The sequence below is a fragment of the Blautia glucerasea genome, assembly GCF_020537505.1.
Taxonomy (GTDB): domain Bacteria; phylum Bacillota; class Clostridia; order Lachnospirales; family Lachnospiraceae; genus Blautia_A.
This window is the reverse complement of sequence record NZ_JAJBMO010000009.1, coordinates 109,685-128,488: the sequence shown is the minus strand read 5'-3', so window position 1 is coordinate 128,488 and position 18,804 is coordinate 109,685. Positions and strand designations below refer to the sequence as shown.

The 18,804-nt window shown below is 47.0% G+C and carries 14 protein-coding genes; all 14 read right to left on the bottom strand.

Annotation, left to right across the window (positions count from 1 at the left end):
* Positions 1–6 precede the first annotated feature (6 nt).
* The 14 genes from LIQ05_RS09895 to tig all read right to left on the bottom strand — a co-directional run bounded on the left by LIQ05_RS09895 (position 7) and on the right by tig (position 18,742).
* Positions 7–918: a LysR family transcriptional regulator gene (locus tag LIQ05_RS09895; RefSeq protein ID WP_226820376.1), complete on the bottom strand. Its 912-nt coding sequence runs from the start codon at positions 916–918 to the stop codon at positions 7–9.
* Positions 915–2,060: a DUF4317 domain-containing protein gene (locus LIQ05_RS09890; protein WP_226820375.1), complete on the bottom strand. Its 1,146-nt coding sequence runs from the start codon at positions 2,058–2,060 to the stop codon at positions 915–917. The genes LIQ05_RS09895 and LIQ05_RS09890 overlap by 4 nt, the downstream gene beginning before the upstream one ends.
* Positions 2,061–2,173: 113 nt before the next feature.
* Positions 2,174–3,175 (bottom strand): asparaginase, encoded by a 1,002-nt coding sequence (locus tag LIQ05_RS09885; protein WP_226820374.1) that lies wholly within the window; start codon positions 3,173–3,175, stop codon positions 2,174–2,176.
* 146 nt (positions 3,176–3,321) lie between these two features.
* Positions 3,322–4,230, bottom strand: coding sequence for a metallophosphoesterase family protein (locus LIQ05_RS09880; protein ID WP_226820373.1), 909 nt, complete (start codon positions 4,228–4,230; stop codon positions 3,322–3,324).
* Between the two features lie 204 nt (positions 4,231–4,434).
* Positions 4,435–5,718 carry an FKBP-type peptidylprolyl isomerase gene (locus LIQ05_RS09875; RefSeq protein ID WP_226820372.1) on the bottom strand — a complete coding sequence of 428 codons (1,284 nt, stop codon included), beginning with the start codon at positions 5,716–5,718 and terminating at the stop codon, positions 4,435–4,437.
* 157 nt (positions 5,719–5,875) lie between these two features.
* Positions 5,876–9,196 (bottom strand): transcription-repair coupling factor, encoded by a 3,321-nt coding sequence (mfd, locus tag LIQ05_RS09870; RefSeq protein WP_226820370.1) that lies wholly within the window; start codon positions 9,194–9,196, stop codon positions 5,876–5,878.
* A gap of 63 nt (positions 9,197–9,259) precedes the next feature.
* On the bottom strand, positions 9,260–9,838 hold the full coding sequence (gene pth, locus LIQ05_RS09865; RefSeq protein ID WP_226820368.1) for an aminoacyl-tRNA hydrolase: 579 nt from the start codon (positions 9,836–9,838) through the stop codon (positions 9,260–9,262).
* Between the two features lie 16 nt (positions 9,839–9,854).
* Entirely contained in the window at positions 9,855–10,805 is a 951-nt protein-coding gene (locus LIQ05_RS09860; protein ID WP_226820366.1) for a GTP-binding protein, read from the bottom strand.
* A 22-nt stretch (positions 10,806–10,827) separates the two neighbouring features.
* Positions 10,828–12,006, bottom strand: coding sequence for a CobW family GTP-binding protein (locus LIQ05_RS09855; protein ID WP_226820364.1), 1,179 nt, complete (start codon positions 12,004–12,006; stop codon positions 10,828–10,830).
* A 301-nt stretch (positions 12,007–12,307) separates the two neighbouring features.
* Positions 12,308–12,541 carry a polya polymerase gene (locus LIQ05_RS09850; RefSeq protein WP_226820362.1) on the bottom strand — a complete coding sequence of 78 codons (234 nt, stop codon included), beginning with the start codon at positions 12,539–12,541 and terminating at the stop codon, positions 12,308–12,310.
* A 160-nt stretch (positions 12,542–12,701) separates the two neighbouring features.
* Positions 12,702–14,585 (bottom strand): 1,4-alpha-glucan branching protein GlgB, encoded by a 1,884-nt coding sequence (gene glgB / locus LIQ05_RS09845; protein WP_226820360.1) that lies wholly within the window; start codon positions 14,583–14,585, stop codon positions 12,702–12,704.
* Positions 14,586–14,860: 275 nt separating this feature from the next.
* Positions 14,861–16,171 (bottom strand): polysaccharide deacetylase family protein, encoded by a 1,311-nt coding sequence (locus tag LIQ05_RS09840; protein ID WP_226820358.1) that lies wholly within the window; start codon positions 16,169–16,171, stop codon positions 14,861–14,863.
* A 143-nt stretch (positions 16,172–16,314) separates the two neighbouring features.
* Positions 16,315–17,418 (bottom strand): N-acetylglucosamine-6-phosphate deacetylase, encoded by a 1,104-nt coding sequence (nagA, locus tag LIQ05_RS09835; protein WP_226820357.1) that lies wholly within the window; start codon positions 17,416–17,418, stop codon positions 16,315–16,317.
* A gap of 22 nt (positions 17,419–17,440) precedes the next feature.
* Positions 17,441–18,742 (bottom strand): trigger factor, encoded by a 1,302-nt coding sequence (gene tig / locus LIQ05_RS09830; protein ID WP_226820355.1) that lies wholly within the window; start codon positions 18,740–18,742, stop codon positions 17,441–17,443.
* Positions 18,743–18,804 lie beyond the last annotated feature (62 nt).

The following is an 18,804-nucleotide window of genomic DNA, read 5'->3' as shown; positions in this document are numbered from 1 at the left end:
TGGTTACTAGCGTAATGCCTTGTCCTTGTATTTAGCTATTTCCTCCAGGTACTTCTGCCCTAATTTACTGATCGTAGTGCCTTTACGGGCGAGGTAACCAATGGTCATCACCTCGTCGGAGTCCAGTTTGACGGCGCAGTAGTCGGAACCGTTCAGCTCTTCGCAGATGATGCCTGAGCAGAGGGTGTAGCCGTTGAGACCCACCATCAGGTTCAGGAGGGTGGCGCGGTCGTTGGCTTTGATGAGACGTTTGTACTCGTAGGTGCTCAGAACCTCTTCTGCAAAGTAGAAGGAGTTATAGGTGCCTTGCTCGAAGGAGAGACAGGGGTATTCCCGGAGGTCTTCCAGGGTGATCAGCTCACGGTCGGCGAGGGGGTGTCCTTTCCACATGTAGACGTAGATGCTGCACTCCAGGATTGGGTGAAATTCCAGGTTAAACTCATGGAAAAGCTTCTCCAGTACTTTATGGTTAAAGTCATTCAGGTAAAGGATGCCGATCTCGCTTTTGAAATCTTTTACATCGGTGATAATGTCGTAGGTGCGTGTCTCATGGACGGCAAATTCATATTCGTCCATTCCGAACTGTTTGACCATTTCCACGAAGGCGTTTACCGCAAAGGTGTAGTGCTGCATGGAGACGCTGAATTTCTTTTTCGTGCGCTCCTTGGAGACGTATTTGGATTCGATCAGCTCATACTGCTCCACCACCTGACGGGCGTAGCCCAGGAACTCCTCGCCCTCGGGGGTTACGGAAATTCCACGGTTTGTCCTGCGGAAAAGCTCTACCCCGATTTCCTCTTCCAGTTCCCTGATTGCGGAAGATAAACTTGGCTGTGATATAAAAAGATTCCGGGCAGCTTCATTCATGGAATTGGAATTTGCCACCATAATCGCGTAACGAAGTTGTGCCAGAGTCATATGGATTCCTCGCTGTTCTCGCCGCCCATGCGCACGCGGATTCCGTTGATCTCCACATCTTCCATGGGGATCACCAGGCATTTGCGGCCATCAATGATCCGGGTTTCCACCAGTTCTACTTTTTCTGGCTCTACGTGGATCACCACGTCCGGAGTTTTGATCTCGAATTTGCGGGTGTTGGTGATGTTGGAGGCTACCATAGTGGCTTTTTCGCCAGCAACCACCTCATACTGGTTATCGAAGGTTTCCAGCTTTTCATCCTCTACGCCGCAATCCTCAAAAAGGCGCTTCACCTCGGACTTGGTAAGAACTACCGGGTCTGGAGAATCCTTCTGGGCTTCGATGATCTCGTTCAGTTTCTCATGGATTCCAATGACTGTGTCATACTGGCAGTCATCCCCCAGGGTTTCCTCTACCAACATATTGAAAGAATCACGCTGTCCGCCAGCGGAAAGTGGAGCGGTACAGCCGAACACCTCGTCCACAAAAATATCGTGAAGCTGTTCTGCATTCTTGGAATAATAGAGTAAACCGTGGATATCTGTGCTTCGGTCATTGAACAACGGGAAAAGGAAGCCGTTCTCTGGCATTTCCACGATCCAGTCACGGATGCGGTCCTGGATCAGGTTCGCTTCCGCATTATAACAAAGTCCCGCCTTGGACAGCTTCACCGGACAGATGCTGCAAAGAATGTGCTCGTAGATTTCTTCCGAAGCGTCATCCATATCAATTCCATCTGAGGTTCTTCCCGGAATATCGTACACAGCATGTACCAGGATTATGTAGTAATTTTCCGGATAATCGTAATTTTCGATAATTTTGTCATAAAAGCTCTCAATCAGGGCGTCATCTTTCAATTTGCTGGCACGAAGCTTCATCAGAAATTCGTGCTTGCCACCCTCTCTTTCCTCGTCTAACGGGAATTCCATATTCATCAGGTTCTTTCCTAATGTACCGGAAAGTGTTTTCTTGAAAATATCAAAATACTTGAACATCTCTTCCTCTGAAAGAGAAAGAAAGGCTTCTTTTAACTCTGTTTTTTTATTCTTATCGCTGTCTACGTAGCAGCCGCAAATACGGGTAATGTTGCAATTGGCTGGGGTAAACTGCCTTTTGATTTCGGAAATTTCTTTTTTGTTCATCTAGTTATGTCCTCCAATGTAGCGCATTTTTTGTTTCATAATTGCTAGTCCACAAATGAACCGTAACCAGCTTTTATATTTTAGCTTACTTGTCCACAATATTTCAACGTTTTTTACAGGAAAAGCAGATCATGGTTAATTGTCGTATAAAACAACTCCCTAAATTTCTCCTTATCCCGGGTCTGTCCCAGTGCCCACATCATTTTCGTCACAGACGCCTCCAGTGTCATATCATAAGACTCCAGCACTGGAAAACGCTCCTTAATGATCTTTCCCACCTGGTAAACCTCCATGTCGCTTCCCTCATGGGTAACCTGGGTAGCCATGCACACCGGCTTGCCCGCCTTGATCCAATGTCCGATGGCTTCCATAAAATCATCATTCTCATAATGTGGCAGCCCGCCCACGCCGAAGGACTCGATAATCAGTCCGTCATAAGCCGGGAAAAGGGCGTCCAGCACTTTCCCGTCAATTCCAGGGATCAGCTTCAGCAGAAAAATCTTCTGGTTCATCTCATGATAAAACACAAGCGGCTTGGTAGACTGGTCCTTGTCATCAATATAAAAAATAATCTTATTATCATGAATGGACGCAATATCCGGGTAATTAATGCTGGAAAAAGCATTGTAGCTTTTGGAAAACTCCTTCTTCGCCCTGGTTCCTGCAATCACCTTTCCGCCAAACACAATAGAAATCCCATGTGACCGGTCATGCGACGCGAAACGCAGACTATCCAGCAGGTTGGAACGGGCGTCTGTGATTGCCAGATCAATGGGCTTCTGCGCCCCTGTAATCACAATCGGTCTGCGGTTATTCTGGATCAGATAGGACAAAGCCGCAGCTGTATACGCCATGGTATCGGTTCCGTGGCAAAGCACAAATCCGTCGTAAAATTCATATTTAGATTCGATCAGTCTGGCAAGCTTCAGCCAGTGGCCTGCGCACACATTTGTGCTGTCCAGTGCAAAAGGCTGTACCGTATCAATGGTACAGAATCCCCTTGCCTCCGGGATGTATTCCAGCAGCTCTTCTGCGGAAATCTGCGGTGCCAGGCCCTCTGCCGTATATTTAGAGGCGATGGTGCCTCCTGTTGCAATGAGAAGTATCTTTTTCATGCTATTCTTCCTTTATAGTGATTTCCCCAGTATCGCACATCTGTCCGGTCACTTCTTTTTACTATCCACAGGTAGTATTTTGCAAAGTGTTTTAGGGAACAATGATTACCTCTTTGAAATGTACCAAAGATTTCTTTCATTTTCTATTATTCTGCCGCATTCACCTTAATTACACCAACAGTTCCTTTATAACTGGCATCAAACACATACTGCACGATCTTGTCATTTAACTGATCCTCATGCGCGAAATGCAGATGCGCCCCGATCACAGCCACCACCGGGCTATCCTCCGCGAAAACCATGTCCAGAAATTCCTGTGTTCTCTCATTCGGCTCATAATAACAATCCTTATTTCCCCAGATCAGCGCTCTGTCCTGCCAGACCTCTTTGGATGCTTTGTCCAGATCATCACTGAGCTGGGACTGCAGCGGCACATGCATGGCAAGAATGACAGGCTTGCCCTGCTGCCACACCTCTTTTATTTTCTTTAAGCCCTTCTTGGAAATCTGATTGGTATTGTTATTGATTCCCACCACCAGAAATTCATCGTAATCCTGTACCATCACGCTGTCCATTTCCCAGGCAGCTTTTTCCTTTTTGTTGATTTCCTTGGAGGTGAGATTATCACTGTACCAGGACGCCAGATCGTGATCCGCACGAAGATACATGGCAGGTGCCTCAATCTCCTTCAGTCCCCCCATGAGACAGTCCAGATTCGCCTGGGAAAAGAAGTCGATCATATCTCCATCCAGGACTACACCATCCGGCTGCAGATTATTTACGTCCTCCACAATTCCCTGCCAGGCATCAGAAGAGTGGACTCCCTCTTCATTGCAAAAGAGCCCGTAACGGCTGTCCACTTCCTCTTCTTTTTCTTTTGCATAATCTCCATCTTCCACAATAATATGCTGGTCATTTACCACGGCAATGGTATATTCCTTCTGAAGTCCCGGAATCTCAATCTCTTTTTCGTCAAAAACGGTTTCGGCACTTACGGTAGTGGCACACAAAACCATTCCAAGAAGCATTCCTGCAATCAGAGTTCTCTTTCGCATAAGCTCTCTCCTCCTTTTTTCTCCGCTAGATATTTTTTATGTAAACTTCCTCGCCAATTAAAGTTTCCAGATAGCTATTCCGCGAGATGTTTTTTATGAACGTGGTTCACAGTTACGTTTTCCTCTTTATAAAAGGCCTGCCTGAATTCACCAGGCAGGCCTTTTATATAAATTTCCTTATTAAATTCTCATTCCGTAAATAACTTAGTTATTCTCGGTTGTCTCTTCCTCGGAAGTTGCCTCGTCCGTGCTGTCAGACTCACCAGAAGCAGTATCTTCTGCGCTGTCTTCCTCAGTGGTATCCTCTGTATCTGATTCCGCTGTATCAGTTTCTTCACTTGCATCTGCTGCCTCAGCATCCTCGGAAGCTGCGGCTTCTGAATCTTCACTTGTGTCAGCAGCCTCAGTATCTGTGCTGGTATCTGCTGCTGTATCTGTGGAAGTATCCTTAATAGTAAAGCTGTGCTCATCTGTAATTGTCAAAGTAGAAAGAACTTTATCATTTACAGTAATCTCTGCATCATCCAGCCACTTCTGGGTGGCCTCGGAATAGTAGGTGCTGCGCTTGGTATTCTCAAGGGACTCTTTCTTGGAAGCAGTTGCATCCTCATCGTTTACCTTATCCATGCGGAGAACATATACGTTTGTGTCAGTCTCAACCAGCTCACCATAAACCTCGCCGTCTTTCAGAGTTCTAAGAGCCTCTACAACCGCATCATCATAGGAATTGGAAATATCCTCATCATCGCTGTCGTTTGTGAAAATAGTTCCAGTCAGTCCGCTGTAGGTATCATCTACCGCCTTGGCTGTCTCGCCCATGTCTGCAGCCGGATCTTCTTTCATCTTATCCAGGATCTCCTGTGCCTGCTCCTTGCGGGTAGCAATGTCGTCATCGGAAAGATCATCCCCGCTGATAGAAATGCTCACATAACTGAAAGAAGACTGCTGCGCCTCCTCATCAGTTATGTCAACCTCTGCCTCATTGCGGATCGGATCGTAAATTCTCTGGCGGTAGGTCTCAAGCTCCAGAAGTGTCTTCACCTGGTCTTCAGAAACTGCCAGCTCCTTCAGGGTATCCTCGTCATTATCCTGCATAAACTGTGCTGCTGCATCTGCAATGGCAGTCTCATCATCAGAAGTAACCTCAACACCATAATCTGCTGCCTTCTCCTTCATGATGTACATCAGTTCAACCTGCTCCAGGAACTGTCCTACAGCCTGCTCACCATATGTGGTACCGGCATCTTCATCTACCACCTGGCTCCAGATATTTCCAGCACTTCCCATGAAACTCTTGTACATAGCGACGGTCTGGGCCTGTGACTCACGGGCATACAGGCTTACCACGCCCATAGGAATGTCTGTACCATCTACAGTTGCTACAGTCTTCTCTCCATCTATAGTCTTACTTCCGCAGCCGGAAAGCATTCCAATTGCCATTACACCAGCCAGCGCTGCTACGGTTGTGTTCTTCACGATTTTCTTCATATTGATCACCAATTACCCTTTCACTGATGTGCCGGTAAAATCATTGTATACTTCCATCACAATCTCCTATTACGGGCACGCTAATAAGAGTATAAAACTTTTTTCCCATGAGGGCAAGTAGAAAGGGGAAAATCTGGCGGATTTCACACAATTTTCGTTATTCTTCCACCAGCCCCATCAACTCTTTTGCAAACACCGTCAGCGCCTGCACAATATCCCCCACCGGGGCAAACAGGAATTTCGGCTCTTTATCCGGCTTGAATTGCAGCTGTCTGCGGTACCTGGCAACCAGCGGCGGAATTCCCTCCGGGTTCAAATGTGCATTCTCATAAAGAGTGATTCGGATCTCCCGCTGCAGCTGCTTGATTTCCGTAATATATCCCTGGTGGGCCAGCGCTTTCAGCCTTGCAATGGCAAGCAGGTTCAGCACTGCTTTCGGTGGCTCCCCAAACCGGTCGATCAGCTCTTCCAGCATATCATCATATTCCTGCTGAGACTCAATTCCCGCAATACGCTTGTAAATATCCAGCTTCTGGAACTCATTGCTGATATACGTATCTGGAATAAAGGCATCCATGTTCAGATCAATGGTGGTCTCGAAATCCTCCATTGTATGAATACCTTTTGCCTCTTTCACCGCCTCACTAAGCATTTTACAGTAAAGGTCATAGCCCACTGCGTTCATATGTCCATGCTGCTGTGCTCCCAGCAGATTTCCTGCACCGCGGAGCTCCAGATCACGCATGGCGATCTTGAAGCCGCTTCCCAGATCTGTGAACTCCCGGATCGCAGAAAGCCTCTTCTCCGCCACCTCCCGTAGCATGGTGTTTCTGCGGTACATCAGAAATGCATAGGCAGTCCTGTTGGAGCGTCCAATTCTTCCCCTCAGCTGATAAAGCTGGGAAAGTCCATATTTATCGGAATCGTGGATGATCATGGTATTCACATTGGAAATATCCAGCCCTGTCTCAATGATGGTGGTAGAAACCAGCACGTCGATATCTCCATTGATAAAATCGTACATAACCCGTTCCAGTTCCCGCTCGCTCATCTGTCCATGGGCAAAATCCACCCTGGCATCTGGTACCAGCTTGGAAATCCGAAGGGCAACCTCATCAATGTCCGTCACCCGGTTATAAACATAATAAACCTGACCGCCTCTTCGCAGCTCTCTTCCAATGGCCTCCCGGACAGTCTCCTCATCATATTCCATAACGTAAGTCTGGATCGGCATACGATCCATAGGCGGCTCCTCCAGCACACTCATATCCCGGATCCCGATCATGCTCATATGAAGGGTTCGGGGAATCGGCGTAGCTGTCAATGTGAGAACATCAATGTCCTTTTTCAGCTGCTTGATCTTTTCCTTATGGGTAACGCCGAAACGCTGCTCCTCGTCTACGATCAAAAGTCCCAGGTTCTTATACTCCACATCCTTGGAAAGCACTCTGTGGGTACCGATCACAATGTCCACCTGTCCTTTTTTCAGGTCCTGGAGCGTCTTCTTCTGCTGGGAAGGAGTGCGGAAACGGCAGAGCAGATCTACCCGTACTGGAAATTCCTTCATTCTCTGGACAAAGGTATTGTAAACCTGCTGGGCCAGAATGGTAGTTGGCGCCAGATACACCACCTGTCTGCTCTCCTGCACCTCTTTAAAGGCAGCGCGGAGAGCAACCTCTGTCTTGCCATATCCAACATCTCCACACACCAGGCGATCCATGATCCTGGTGCTCTCCATGTCACGCTTGGTATCCTCAATGGCATTCAGCTGGTCTTCCGTTTCTTCATAAGGGAACATTTCCTCGAATTCCCTCTGCCATACTGTATCCGGACCGCACACATAACCCTCTTTTTCCTGGCGGACGGCATAAAGCTCTACCAGCTCTTTGGCAATATTTTTGACTGCGCCCTTTACCTTTGATTTGGTACGGTTCCACTCCTGGGTGCCAAGCTTGTTCAGCTTCGGTGCCTTGGCAGTATCTGCGCCAGAGTATTTCTGCAAAAGATCCAACTGGGTTGCCAGAATGTACAAATTACTTCCATCCCGATATTCGATCTTGATGTAATCCTTTACAACCTTGTCAACTTCCACCTTCTCAATTCCACGGTAAATTCCCAGTCCATGCTTCTCATGAACCACATAATCTCCAATGGAAAGCTCCGCAAAATCCTGGATCCGCTTGCCATTGTAAACCTTCTTCTTTTTCTTCTTTTTCTGCTCCTGACCGAAAATGTCGGACTCTGTAATCACCGCAAATTTGATCAGAGGATACTCAAAACCCTTCCGGGCGTGTCCATAGAGAACCATGATCTCTCCTGGATTTATCACCCGGTCATAATCAGAACCGTAAAAGGCATTCAGATCATTTTCCTGAAGATCCCTGGCCAGACGCTCTGCTCTGGTTCTGGATCCGGAAAGCAGAATGATCTGATAACCTTTTTTCTTGTATTTCTTCAGATCCTCCACCAAAAGCTGGAAGCTGCTGTTATAGGAAGTCACACTCTGAACAGTCAGATTGTATTTCTCCGACGCAAAATTCCACTCCACGCCACGGGGCTCCAGGGCCGACAAAGACACCGCCCGGCATTTATTCAACTCCTTCTGAACTTTAGAAAATTCACAAAGCCACTGCACCGGGAGATCCTGTTCTCCCTTTTCCTCTCTGTGCATACGGCTCTGCTGATACTCCTGCTCCACACCAAGTCCGTTCTCCAGGATCCGGTTTGGCTCATCCAGAAACAGCAGCATTTTTTCTCTTGGAAAATAATCTGCAAAACAGACCATCTTCTTGCCATCCGCCCACTCTACAGCCGGATAAATGGAAATCTCATCCAGGTTCTCCAAAGAACGCTGGCTCTCTGCGTCAAAGCTGCGGATGGAATCCACCTCATCTCCCCACAGCTCGATTCGCCACGGATTCTCTTCTGTAAGGCAGTAAATATCCACAATACCGCCGCGCACAGAAAACTGCCCCGGCATTTCTACCTGTCCTACCCGCTCGTAGCCAAGCTGGACCAGGGTATTTTTCAGCACATCCATGTTGATCACACTGTCAGAATAAAAATGAAGTACCTTTTTCTGAATCTCTTCCAGCGACATCAGATAATCCATGCAGCCGTCAATGCTGGTAACAACGGTAAGCTCTTTCTGCTCCAGAAGTGCCTTCACCACGCACATTCTCTGGCGGATCAGCAGATTCCCCTGAATATCCGCCTGGAAAAACAGCAGATCCTTCGCCGGGTAAAACATGGTATTCTTATCATAGAAGCGCAGGTCCTCACAGAGATCCTTTGCCTGGCGCTCATCACCTGCGATTACAAGGCGCATGGGAGCTTTGCCGGAAAGCCCATGGATCAGATGTGCCTTCTGGGATTCCAGACAGCCTGTGATCTGCACAATGCCCTGATTTTTCTCAAGACTTTTCTCTATTTCTTCAAATTCTGCCATCCCACTCAGGGGCTGGGTAAATGAAAGCATGGCTTTCCTCCTTTATCTATTTTGGGGGCAAAAGAAGCCCAGCTTGTTGCTGGACTTCTTTTATTACTCTGTAACACGTTTTCGGTTGTACTCATTCATGGCCGCATCCGGACCATCTGTTATGATTTTCTCTACTGCGTCTGCGGCAAGCTCGATTGCCTCATCCACCAGCTTGCGGTCTGCACCCGAAAACCTGCCAAGTACATGGTCTGCAAGATCCCATCCTTTTGGTTTGGCGCCTACGCCAACCTTTACACGCATAAACTTCTGGGTGCCAAGTCTGCCGATAATGTCCTTCAGTCCATTATGGCCACCGGCACTGCCCTGCTTCCGGATGCGAAGCTGTCCAGGCTCCAGGTCAATATCGTCCTGAATAATGATCAGCTGGCTCTCCGGATCAATTTTGAAATAAGCTGCCATCTCCTGCACCGGGCCGCCGCTTAAATTCATAAAGGACAACGGCTTCATAAAGATAACCTTTTCCCCGCCAATAAACCCGGAGCCGTACATGGCGTTAAATTTTACGCCGCCCTGTGGAATATTATGACGCTCCACAAGCACGTCGACCGTATCAAAACCCATATTGTGGCGGGTCGCCTCATACTGCTTCCCGGGGTTTCCCAGTCCAACAACTAAATACATACTCTTATTTTCCTTATTAATTAAAATATACCATCTCATCCGCCAGCGGCTCGCATGGGCTTACATTCTCTGCATAGAGAACGATTCCCTCTCCCTGGTACTCAGAACGGTTCTCAAAGGCAACCTTGGCCGTCACCTCAACCCACTCACCTGGTTTCAGCTTGGGTGCATAAGCACTCTTGCAGATGTAGCCAAGGAAAGTAGTGTCATCTGCACAGCAGGTCATAGCAGTACGTCCTGGAATAAAGAACTTGCTTCCCATTCCTCTTGGGCGTCTTGCACGGGCCTTGAAACGGAGTGTTTTCCCAACATAGCGATCCGGGTGATCCATAGCATCTACGAACCAGATTCCGTAATCTTCCGACGGAATATCCACGATATCAGTGTCCAGATCAAATGGCATCTGATCTGCGAAAATATCGGTCATCTCGCCCTCTTCGTCCTCGAAAATAACCTCTGCGCTTGGATTTACAACCTTAATGCTTCTACGGAAGTTTGCAAGAGGATACTCTTTCTTGCAGCGGTTAAATACAACCATATCCGCATTGCGGACCATGTCCATGAAAATAGATTTCATGTTCTGCATATAAACCTGGAATGTGCCTGCATCCACACAGGTGATGTGCTGTTCAATGCCCCAGCCTGCCGGAACCTTCATCTCTTCAAATTTGCTTACCAGCCACATTCCATTGTATTCCATAACCACACGCTCCGGCTGGTGAATAATATCCAGCGCCTGGAGACGCTCCGGTGTAAAATCTTCTTCCTTCTCGATAACCTCAATTACCACATTGTCTTTCGCAAGAGCTTCCTCGTCGTACTCCTCCTCGCCCTCTTCGCAGAGAATGAGAAGAGTCTTCCCCTCTGTGCGGAAATAATCCTGCTGCAGGGTGAAGCTGAGGAAAGAGGTCTTACCGCTTTCCAGAAAGCCGGATATGAGATAAATCGGTACTGTAATTTCGTCCATTTACAGAAACCTCCCTGTATTTTTATACTACGCCGAACAATTCAGCCAGCTTGTTTTCTTTCAGTTTGGAACCGATTACGCAAAGACGTCCGGTGTACTCCGGTGAACCTTCACGGATCTCAGTTTCCTCTGGAACCATATCAAAGTAGATCCAGGTTCCGTCCTCTGCCGGAAGCATTCCCTTAGCACGAAGGATCACGCCATACTCTTCAGAAGCGGAAAGGCTCTCCAACATCTTCTCCAGTCCCTCTCTTGTGAACTTCTTAATGGTCTCACGTCCCCAGCTGGTGAATACTTCGTCTGCATGATGATGGTGATGATGTCCACAACCGCACTCATCATCATGGTCGTGATGATGCTCATGATCGTGGTCATGTCCGCAGCCACACTCATCGTCATGGTGATGGTGATGCTCATGATCGTGGTCATGTCCACAACCGCATTCCCCGTCATGATCGTGATGGTGATGCTCATGATCGTGGTCATCCTCCTCATCATGGTCGTGATGATGGTGCTCATGATCGTGGTCATGTCCACAACCGCACTCGTCATCATGGTGATGATGGTGCTCATGCTCCTCTTTCAGCAGCTCATCTGCCAGAGATACCGGATGCTCCATAACCTCCAGGATCTTCTTTCCGTCCAGCTTCTCAATAGGGGTGGTGATAATGGCAGCTTTCTCATTGATAGAACGAAGCAGTTCCATAGACTCCATTGCTTTCTTCTCATCTACAATATCGGTACGGCTCATAATGATGGCCCCTGCATACTGAACCTGGTTGTCAAAGAACTCACCAAAGTTTCTCATATACATTTTGCATTTCTTTGCATCCACAACTGTGGTGTAGCTGTTCAGCTGAATATCAACATCCTCTTCTACACCCTGTACAGCCTTAATCACATCGGAAAGCTTTCCAACACCTGATGGCTCGATCAGGATACGGTCCGGATGATATTTCTCTACTACTTCCTTCAGGGAAGCACCGAAATCTCCAACCAGGGAGCAGCAGATGCATCCGGAGTTCATCTCACGGATCTCAATTCCAGCGTCTTTCAGGAATCCGCCGTCAATACCGATCTCACCAAACTCGTTCTCGATCAGCACTACCTGCTCGCCTTCAAAGGCCTCTTTCAGAAGTTTCTTAATAAGAGTTGTTTTACCGGCTCCAAGGAAACCGGAAATAATGTCAATCTTTACCATTTTGTATTTCCCCTTTCTATGATACAGGGCGCCAAAGCAGATTCGTCCCCCAAAATATTACAATTTCTTTCATGCTTCGTAATACCTTGGGGCACGTCCAGCTCTGGTGCCGGGATTTTCGCACAAAAAGCTATGACCAGGAAGCACCGATACCCCCTGGTTATTCATTCCTGTCTGTATAGCAACGACCATCCTGTCTCCCAGGATCAACGTAACACCTTTGCTATACCTGCCAGAAAAGGGGACATGACTACGTCACATCCCCTAATATATTTATCCTAATTTCACAGATTTATGCAGATCAGCCGTTGATCATGAAATGCATAAGCTTATCAATGTCTTCTTTCTCATATGCAACGATCTCAAGCTCCGGGATCTCACCGTTAGAGAAGATGTTTGCAAGAGATACATACTGTGATAATTTAGATTTCAGGTTCAGTCTGTCACCTTCACCAGTTACAAGCTCTACTTTACCAGTGCAGCTGTCTACTACATCAAAAAATTTCTGAATGTCTTTAATATTAGATACTTTCATGTCAATATTCTCCTTTCAACATGCACAACTTTTCCATTTCTTTTCGTTCGGGCTCATTATATCGCAACTTTTTCCAAATAGCAACAAATTTTTGACCTTCTGGGAAAAATCCCCAACAGTCACAAACCAAACCCTGTTTTTCCCAATTCTTTAGTCATTTTTAATACTTGAACACAGCCACTCCATATCCTGGAAGCGGATATGCAAAGGAAAACGGACGATTATCGCACTCACTGGTTTCTGCCTTAAATACCTTCTTCTCCGTCTGTCCATTCTCATCCAGGACCAGAGTATACTGTTTCTTTTTCGGAACTCCCACACGGTAATCCGGACGGTCTACCGGTGTGAAGTTGCATACCACTAGAAGATTGTTTCTTCCAGTCGGTGACTTCCTTACGAAACTATAAATACTTCTGTCCCCGTCATCCGCATTGATCCATTCAAAACCGGACGGATTTGTGTCCATTGCATAGAGCGCAGGATATTTGCGGTACATTTTCAGAAGTGCCTGCACAAAATCCTTCAGATCACAGTGCTTCTCTTCACCAAGAAGGAACCAGTCAAGTTCTCTCTCCTCGCTCCACTCCCGAAGCTGGCCGAATTCCTGTCCCATGAACAGAAGCTTCTTGCCCGGGTGACAGAACATAAAGGTATAAGCAGCCTTCAGATTCTTGAACTTATCATCTGGCTCTCCAGGCATTTTTTCCAGCATGGACTTCTTCAGATGAACAACCTCATCATGGGAAATCACCAGTATATACTTCTCGCTGTACGCATAGGTCATGGAAAATGTCATCTTATTGTGATTAAATTTACGGAAATAAGGATCCAGCTTCATGTACTCCAGGAAATCATTCATCCAGCCCATATTCCACTTCAGGGAAAATCCAAGGCCGTCATCCTCTGCCTTGCCGGTTACCTTCGGCCATGCAGTAGATTCCTCTGCGATCATCACGGTTCCATGGTTTCTTCCAAGGACTACCGTATTCAGATGCTTAAAAAACTCGATTGCTTCCAGGTTCTGGTTTCCACCATATTTATTGGCAACCCACTGGCCATCATTCTTGCCGTAATCCAGGTACAGCATGGATGCAACCGCGTCAACACGAAGACCGTCCACATGGCACTCTTCAATCCAGAACAGGGCATTTGCGATCAGGAAGTTCTTTACCTCTGGTCTGCCGTAATTATAAATCTTCGTGCCCCAGTCCGGATGCTCCCCCTGTCTTGGATCTGCATGCTCATAAACTGCGGTTCCGTCAAAATTCACAAGCCCATGAGCGTCTTTTGGAAAATGAGCCGGCACCCAGTCCAGGATCACGCCAATCTTCTGTCTGTGAAGATAATCTACCATGTATTTAAAATCCTGAGGGGTTCCATAACGGGAGGTTGGTGCATAATAACCAGTCACCTGATATCCCCAGGATCCGTCAAACGGATGCTCTGCGATTCCCATCAATTCTACATGGGTGTATCCCATATCCTTTACATACCGGGCCAGCTTCACCGCAAGCTCCCTGTAATTGTAAAAGCCCTTCTCATTCTCCTCAGTAGCCGGATGCCTCATCCAGGAACCAGGATGGACTTCATAAATTGCCATGGCATCCTTGTTCTCGTCAAACTTCTGGCGATTCTTCATCCAGGTGGCATCTTTCCATTTATACGCTCCGATATCCGTGATCCTGGAAGCGGTTCCCGGTCTTAATTCTGCCTCATTTGCATAAGGATCTGCCTTATAAATTTGCTCCCCATGCATTCCTATAATGAAAAACTTATACAGCTGTCCAATCTTCGCCCCAGGGACAAATGCCTCAAATACACCGATCGGACCTACCTTTTTCATTGGGGATGCCTGCTCGTCCCAGTCGTTAAACTCTCCAATTACAGAAACAGCCTGTGCATTAGGTGCCCATACTGCAAAATAAACGCCTTCTTTTTTCCCCTGTTTCACCGGGTGCGCGCCAAGCTTCCTGTAAACATCATAATGGGTTCCCTGACCAAACAGATACTGGTCAAGCTCTGTAAACTGTAATTTCTCTCCCATCCGAAAGTTACCTCCCTAAACTTTCAATTTCTTATGCACATTATAGCATATTCTTTCTGTCCATGTCACCACAAAATTGTCTATTATTTATAAAAAACATACAGTTAAACCAATTTTTCCTGTAAAAAAATACGCCTGTACTTTGCATGTTTCTCTTAAGTACAAGCGTATTTCATATTACTGTTCAATTCTTTCAAAATGACCAGCTTTGCAATGTATAACAGAGCCGCTGCTTCTTGCGCAGTGCTCAGGAAGCAGCAGTTGATGCGCAAACTTTATTCGCCTGAATCAGAGCTGAAATCCTCATCTCCATCTTCACTGCCGTCCGTGTATCCGTCGCTTCCGTCACTTTCATCGCTTCCATCTCCGGAACCGTCGCTGAAATCTTCTGAACTATCATCCGAACTGCCGCTTCCAGAGCTGTCTTCAGAAGAAGCATCCTCAGAAGAACTGTTTCCAGCATATCCAGGTACCAGTCCCTCATCCAGGGCACTCTGCCAGAACTCTGCATATCTTGCAGGCTGCAGTGTAACATTCTTGGCTTGTGCCATCTCACTGATGGTTACCAGCTTATAGCCCTGCGCGATCAGATCCGGGATCAGCCGAATCGCTGCCTCCACAGATGGCTCATGAATATCATGCATCAGGATCACAGCACCATCCTGCAGTCCGCTGTCATTCATAATTCCGTTGTAGTCCAGATCTGCATCCATGTAACTCCAGTCAAGACTGTCAATAGACCACATGATAAATGGTTTTCCAACAGTTGAAATAATATCATCATCGCAGTTTCCATATGGTGCACGCACTACAGTAGAAGCCTGTCCACAGGCATCAATAAGAGCCTGGTCCGCATCATTGAACTGTTTAGCTACATCATCAAGACTCAGTTCAAACATATTTTTATGATCCCATGAATGGTTTCCAATCTCGCATCCAATATCCAGCATACGTTTTACTTCACTCTGGTAGCTCTGGACATTCTGGCCCAGCATGAAGAAGGTTGCGTGGGCGTTGTTCTCTTCCAGGCAATCCAACAGCTTGTCTGTGTACTGACCCGGCCCGTCATCAAAGGTAAGTGCGATCAAAGGACGTTTCTTTTCTGGATTATAAGAACCGTCATCATTAAAGTAGTAGTCATTGACACCCTTTGTAACCCATCCGGTCTGCATATATCCGTTTGAATCAAAAGCATATTCCACTCCGCCAATTTCTGCAAAACCATTTGTGTAATATGTACCATCCGCATTCTGATACCAGCGGCCATTGTCATCCTCATGCCAGCCTGGTGTCAGGGAGGCCACCTTTGTAACATCACTCTGTCCCTTCAACGGCTGGCGCTGCGCCTCTGTAGAATCCGTTCCGCTATCTGACGTATCCTCTCCTTCGGCATCCGCCTGCACCTGCTGGGAACTTCCAGTGCTTTTCCCTCCAATACGGCTTACAATTGGGAAAATCACGCCCCTTATTACAAAAATCACAGCCAGCACCATTGCCACTACGTAAGTTACCAGCTTGATAATCTTACGTCTCCTGATCTGGCGCTGCTTCCTGCGCATTCTTTCGCGCAATACCCTTCTATCCATTTATCTTCCCTCTTTATCTGTGGTGTAGCTGTTCATTACCTCCACAGCTACACCTATTGTTACCCTAGAGTTTGTCTGAAAAATCATTCCTATGAATTGTGAAGCACATCCTGCAGAAAGCCTTTTTCAGACTCGCTCTGATCTTATAATACCTTCTTCAATTCCAGTTCATCTGTTACCAGAAGGATATCGGCTTCTTTTCCAACGGAAAGAGAACCTACTTCGTCGTAAATTCCAATGCTTTTCGCAGGATTTCGTGTAGCAGCCCAGACAGCTTCCTTAAGCGGCACGCCAAAGGATACCACTTTGCGCATGCAGTCATACAGGTTCGTTGCAGAACCAGCGATGGTGCCATCCTTTAAAGTGGCCTTACAGTCTTTCATGGTTACTTCCTGTCCGCCCAGCTGATAAGTTCCATTCTCCATTCCTGTCGCCATCATGGAATCGCTGATCAGCACGATCCGCTCTGGTCCAAACATTCTGAATGTGGCGCGGATCACAGACGGATGGATATGGATACCATCGCAGATCATCTCCACCATACATGCTTCATCATCGGATGCGGCTCCAATAAGTCCTGGTTCTCTGTGTGCCAGCGGCTGCATTGCATTATAAAGATGAGTGACATGATGTGCCCCTCTTCGCATAGCCTCACGGGCCGTCTCATAATCAGCAGCTGTATGTCCCAGTGAAATACAAACCTCATTATGTACTTCATCAATAAACTCCATAGCTCCGTCCATATTAGGAGCCAGAGTTACCAGCTTCACCATATTTCCGGAATAGGCATTCAGTTCCCTGAAAAAAGCAGCATCCGCTCTGCGGATATATCCTTCTACATGGGCGCCCTTTTTCTTCGGATCCAGGAACGGTCCCTCCATATTGATTCCCCTCACAGTGGCACCATCTTCCATAACGCCTACTGTCTTAATAGTGGAAAAAATCTCTTTCAGTTCTTCCGCAGGCAATGTCATGGACGTGGGACAATAAGATGTAATTCCATGCGTTTTCTCATATTTCAGAATCATCTTAAGCCCTTCCGGATCTGCGTCTGAAAAATCGTGCCCGAATGCTCCATGGCTGTGGACATCAACCAGTCCTGGAAGTACCTTAAGCCCAGCTGCATCTATCACTGTTTTATCTGCTATTTCATCCTCAGAGGCCACGATCTTATGATCTTCCACATACAGATCCTGGACTTTGAAGCTTCCATCTTCCTGAAATACTTCTCCATTTCTGATAATCATGATTTAAGTTCCTCTCCCGGGATTAATTCTCTGAATCTGTGTCCTGTGCATCTGCACTGGCATCCGGTTCTGATGCGCTGTCAGCCGCTGCACCGGTATTATCTGTATTCTCTGCTGTATCTGTAGTCTCTGCCTCATCTGCTGCCTGGCTGTCTGCCGTATCTGCTGCAGGCTGATCATAATTTGCATTTGCAATAATGAAATCCTGAACCCGCATAAGTCCAATGCTTTCGTCGACAGCTACCTGTCCATAAGTATCGATCAGCGCAGCCAGATCTCCTGATGCATACTGCTCAACCAGCTGGTTCTGGATTGCAAGGCTTTCCTCGTCTTCCAGTGTCATTCCCTCAGCATCCATAATTCCCTGGATGATCAGATCCTGTTTTACCTTCGCCTGTGCATACTGCTGGCACTGCGCTTCAAAATCATCCATGGAAACACCCTGGGATTCTACAAAATCCTTAAGTTCCATGTTTCCCTGCTTCGCATAAGCTTCAGCCTGGCTCCGGAAAGTCTTCGCTGCCTCTTCAACATCCTTCTCCGGGTATTCCACAACCTCGGAATTGGTAAAGATGGTTGTCCATGCTGTACTGCGCAGACTGCTCTGCGCCTGATCCTGCGCTTCCTGCTCAAGCTGTGTGCGGACAGAAGCTTTATAGTCATCTGTTGTGGTATAATCGGTATTCGATGCTACCCAGTCATCGGTCAGTTCCGGCGGTCTTTTGAAACTCTGCACTGTGATCTGGAAAACAGCGTCCTTGCCAGCCAGTTCTGTGCTGCGGTAGCTCTCCGGGAAAGTAACCGGTACGTCCTTGGTCTCTCCCTTCTTCATGCCAACAATTCCCTCTTCAAATCCGGGGATCATGGTTCCGCTTCCGATCACAAGATCGTAATTATTTCCGGTTCCGCCCTCAAACGCCTCGCCATCCCTGGTTCCTACGAAGTTGATGGTAACGGTATCCCCATCCTGTACAACAGCGCTTTCATCCGTCACTTCTACGGAATTGTCCTTCAGATTCTCGGCAACACGGTTTTCTACAGCATCATCTGTAACTTCCTGTACAGAATTGTCAAGAGTTATCCCCTTATAGTCTGCAATGGTAATATATTTCTCCACATTATCCACAGAAACAAGGCGTGTAGCACCGGTAGAATCGGTGTATGGTTCTGCCTGCGTCTGGGAATCTGCTGTGTCTGTTGTATCGGTTGTAGTTTCTGTCTGCTCCTGCGCAGCTTTATTCTCAGTTTCTTTATCGTTTCCACAGCCATTTACGGCAAGTGCCATACACATTACCAGAGCTGCTAAATATGCTTTTCTTTTCATTTCATACTCCCTTCAGTTTCTCTTCTATAAAATTATCACATTTTCTTCCAAAAAGAAAGCCT

What these genes read in the sequence shown, in the direction of transcription:
- LIQ05_RS09890 (WP_226820375.1), bottom strand. Translation starts at nt 2,060, where the DNA reads ATGAACAAAAAAGAAATTTCCGAAATCAAAAGGCAGTTTACCCCAGCC.
- LIQ05_RS09885 (WP_226820374.1), bottom strand. Translation starts at nt 3,175, where the DNA reads ATGAAAAAGATACTTCTCATTGCAACAGGAGGCACCATCGCCTCTAAA.
- glgB (WP_226820360.1), bottom strand. Translation starts at nt 14,585, where the DNA reads ATGGGAGAGAAATTACAGTTTACAGAGCTTGACCAGTATCTGTTTGGT.
- nagA (WP_226820357.1), bottom strand. Translation starts at nt 17,418, where the DNA reads ATGATTATCAGAAATGGAGAAGTATTTCAGGAAGATGGAAGCTTCAAA.
- LIQ05_RS09880 (WP_226820373.1), bottom strand. Translation starts at nt 4,230, where the DNA reads ATGCGAAAGAGAACTCTGATTGCAGGAATGCTTCTTGGAATGGTTTTG.
- tig (WP_226820355.1), bottom strand. Translation starts at nt 18,742, where the DNA reads ATGAAAAGAAAAGCATATTTAGCAGCTCTGGTAATGTGTATGGCACTT.
- LIQ05_RS09875 (WP_226820372.1), bottom strand. Translation starts at nt 5,718, where the DNA reads ATGAAGAAAATCGTGAAGAACACAACCGTAGCAGCGCTGGCTGGTGTA.
- LIQ05_RS09895 (WP_226820376.1), bottom strand. Translation starts at nt 918, where the DNA reads ATGACTCTGGCACAACTTCGTTACGCGATTATGGTGGCAAATTCCAAT.
- LIQ05_RS09860 (WP_226820366.1), bottom strand. Translation starts at nt 10,805, where the DNA reads ATGGACGAAATTACAGTACCGATTTATCTCATATCCGGCTTTCTGGAA.
- LIQ05_RS09850 (WP_226820362.1), bottom strand. Translation starts at nt 12,541, where the DNA reads ATGAAAGTATCTAATATTAAAGACATTCAGAAATTTTTTGATGTAGTA.
- mfd (WP_226820370.1), bottom strand. Translation starts at nt 9,196, where the DNA reads ATGCTTTCATTTACCCAGCCCCTGAGTGGGATGGCAGAATTTGAAGAA.
- LIQ05_RS09855 (WP_226820364.1), bottom strand. Translation starts at nt 12,006, where the DNA reads ATGGTAAAGATTGACATTATTTCCGGTTTCCTTGGAGCCGGTAAAACA.
- pth (WP_226820368.1), bottom strand. Translation starts at nt 9,838, where the DNA reads ATGTATTTAGTTGTTGGACTGGGAAACCCCGGGAAGCAGTATGAGGCG.
- LIQ05_RS09840 (WP_226820358.1), bottom strand. Translation starts at nt 16,171, where the DNA reads ATGGATAGAAGGGTATTGCGCGAAAGAATGCGCAGGAAGCAGCGCCAG.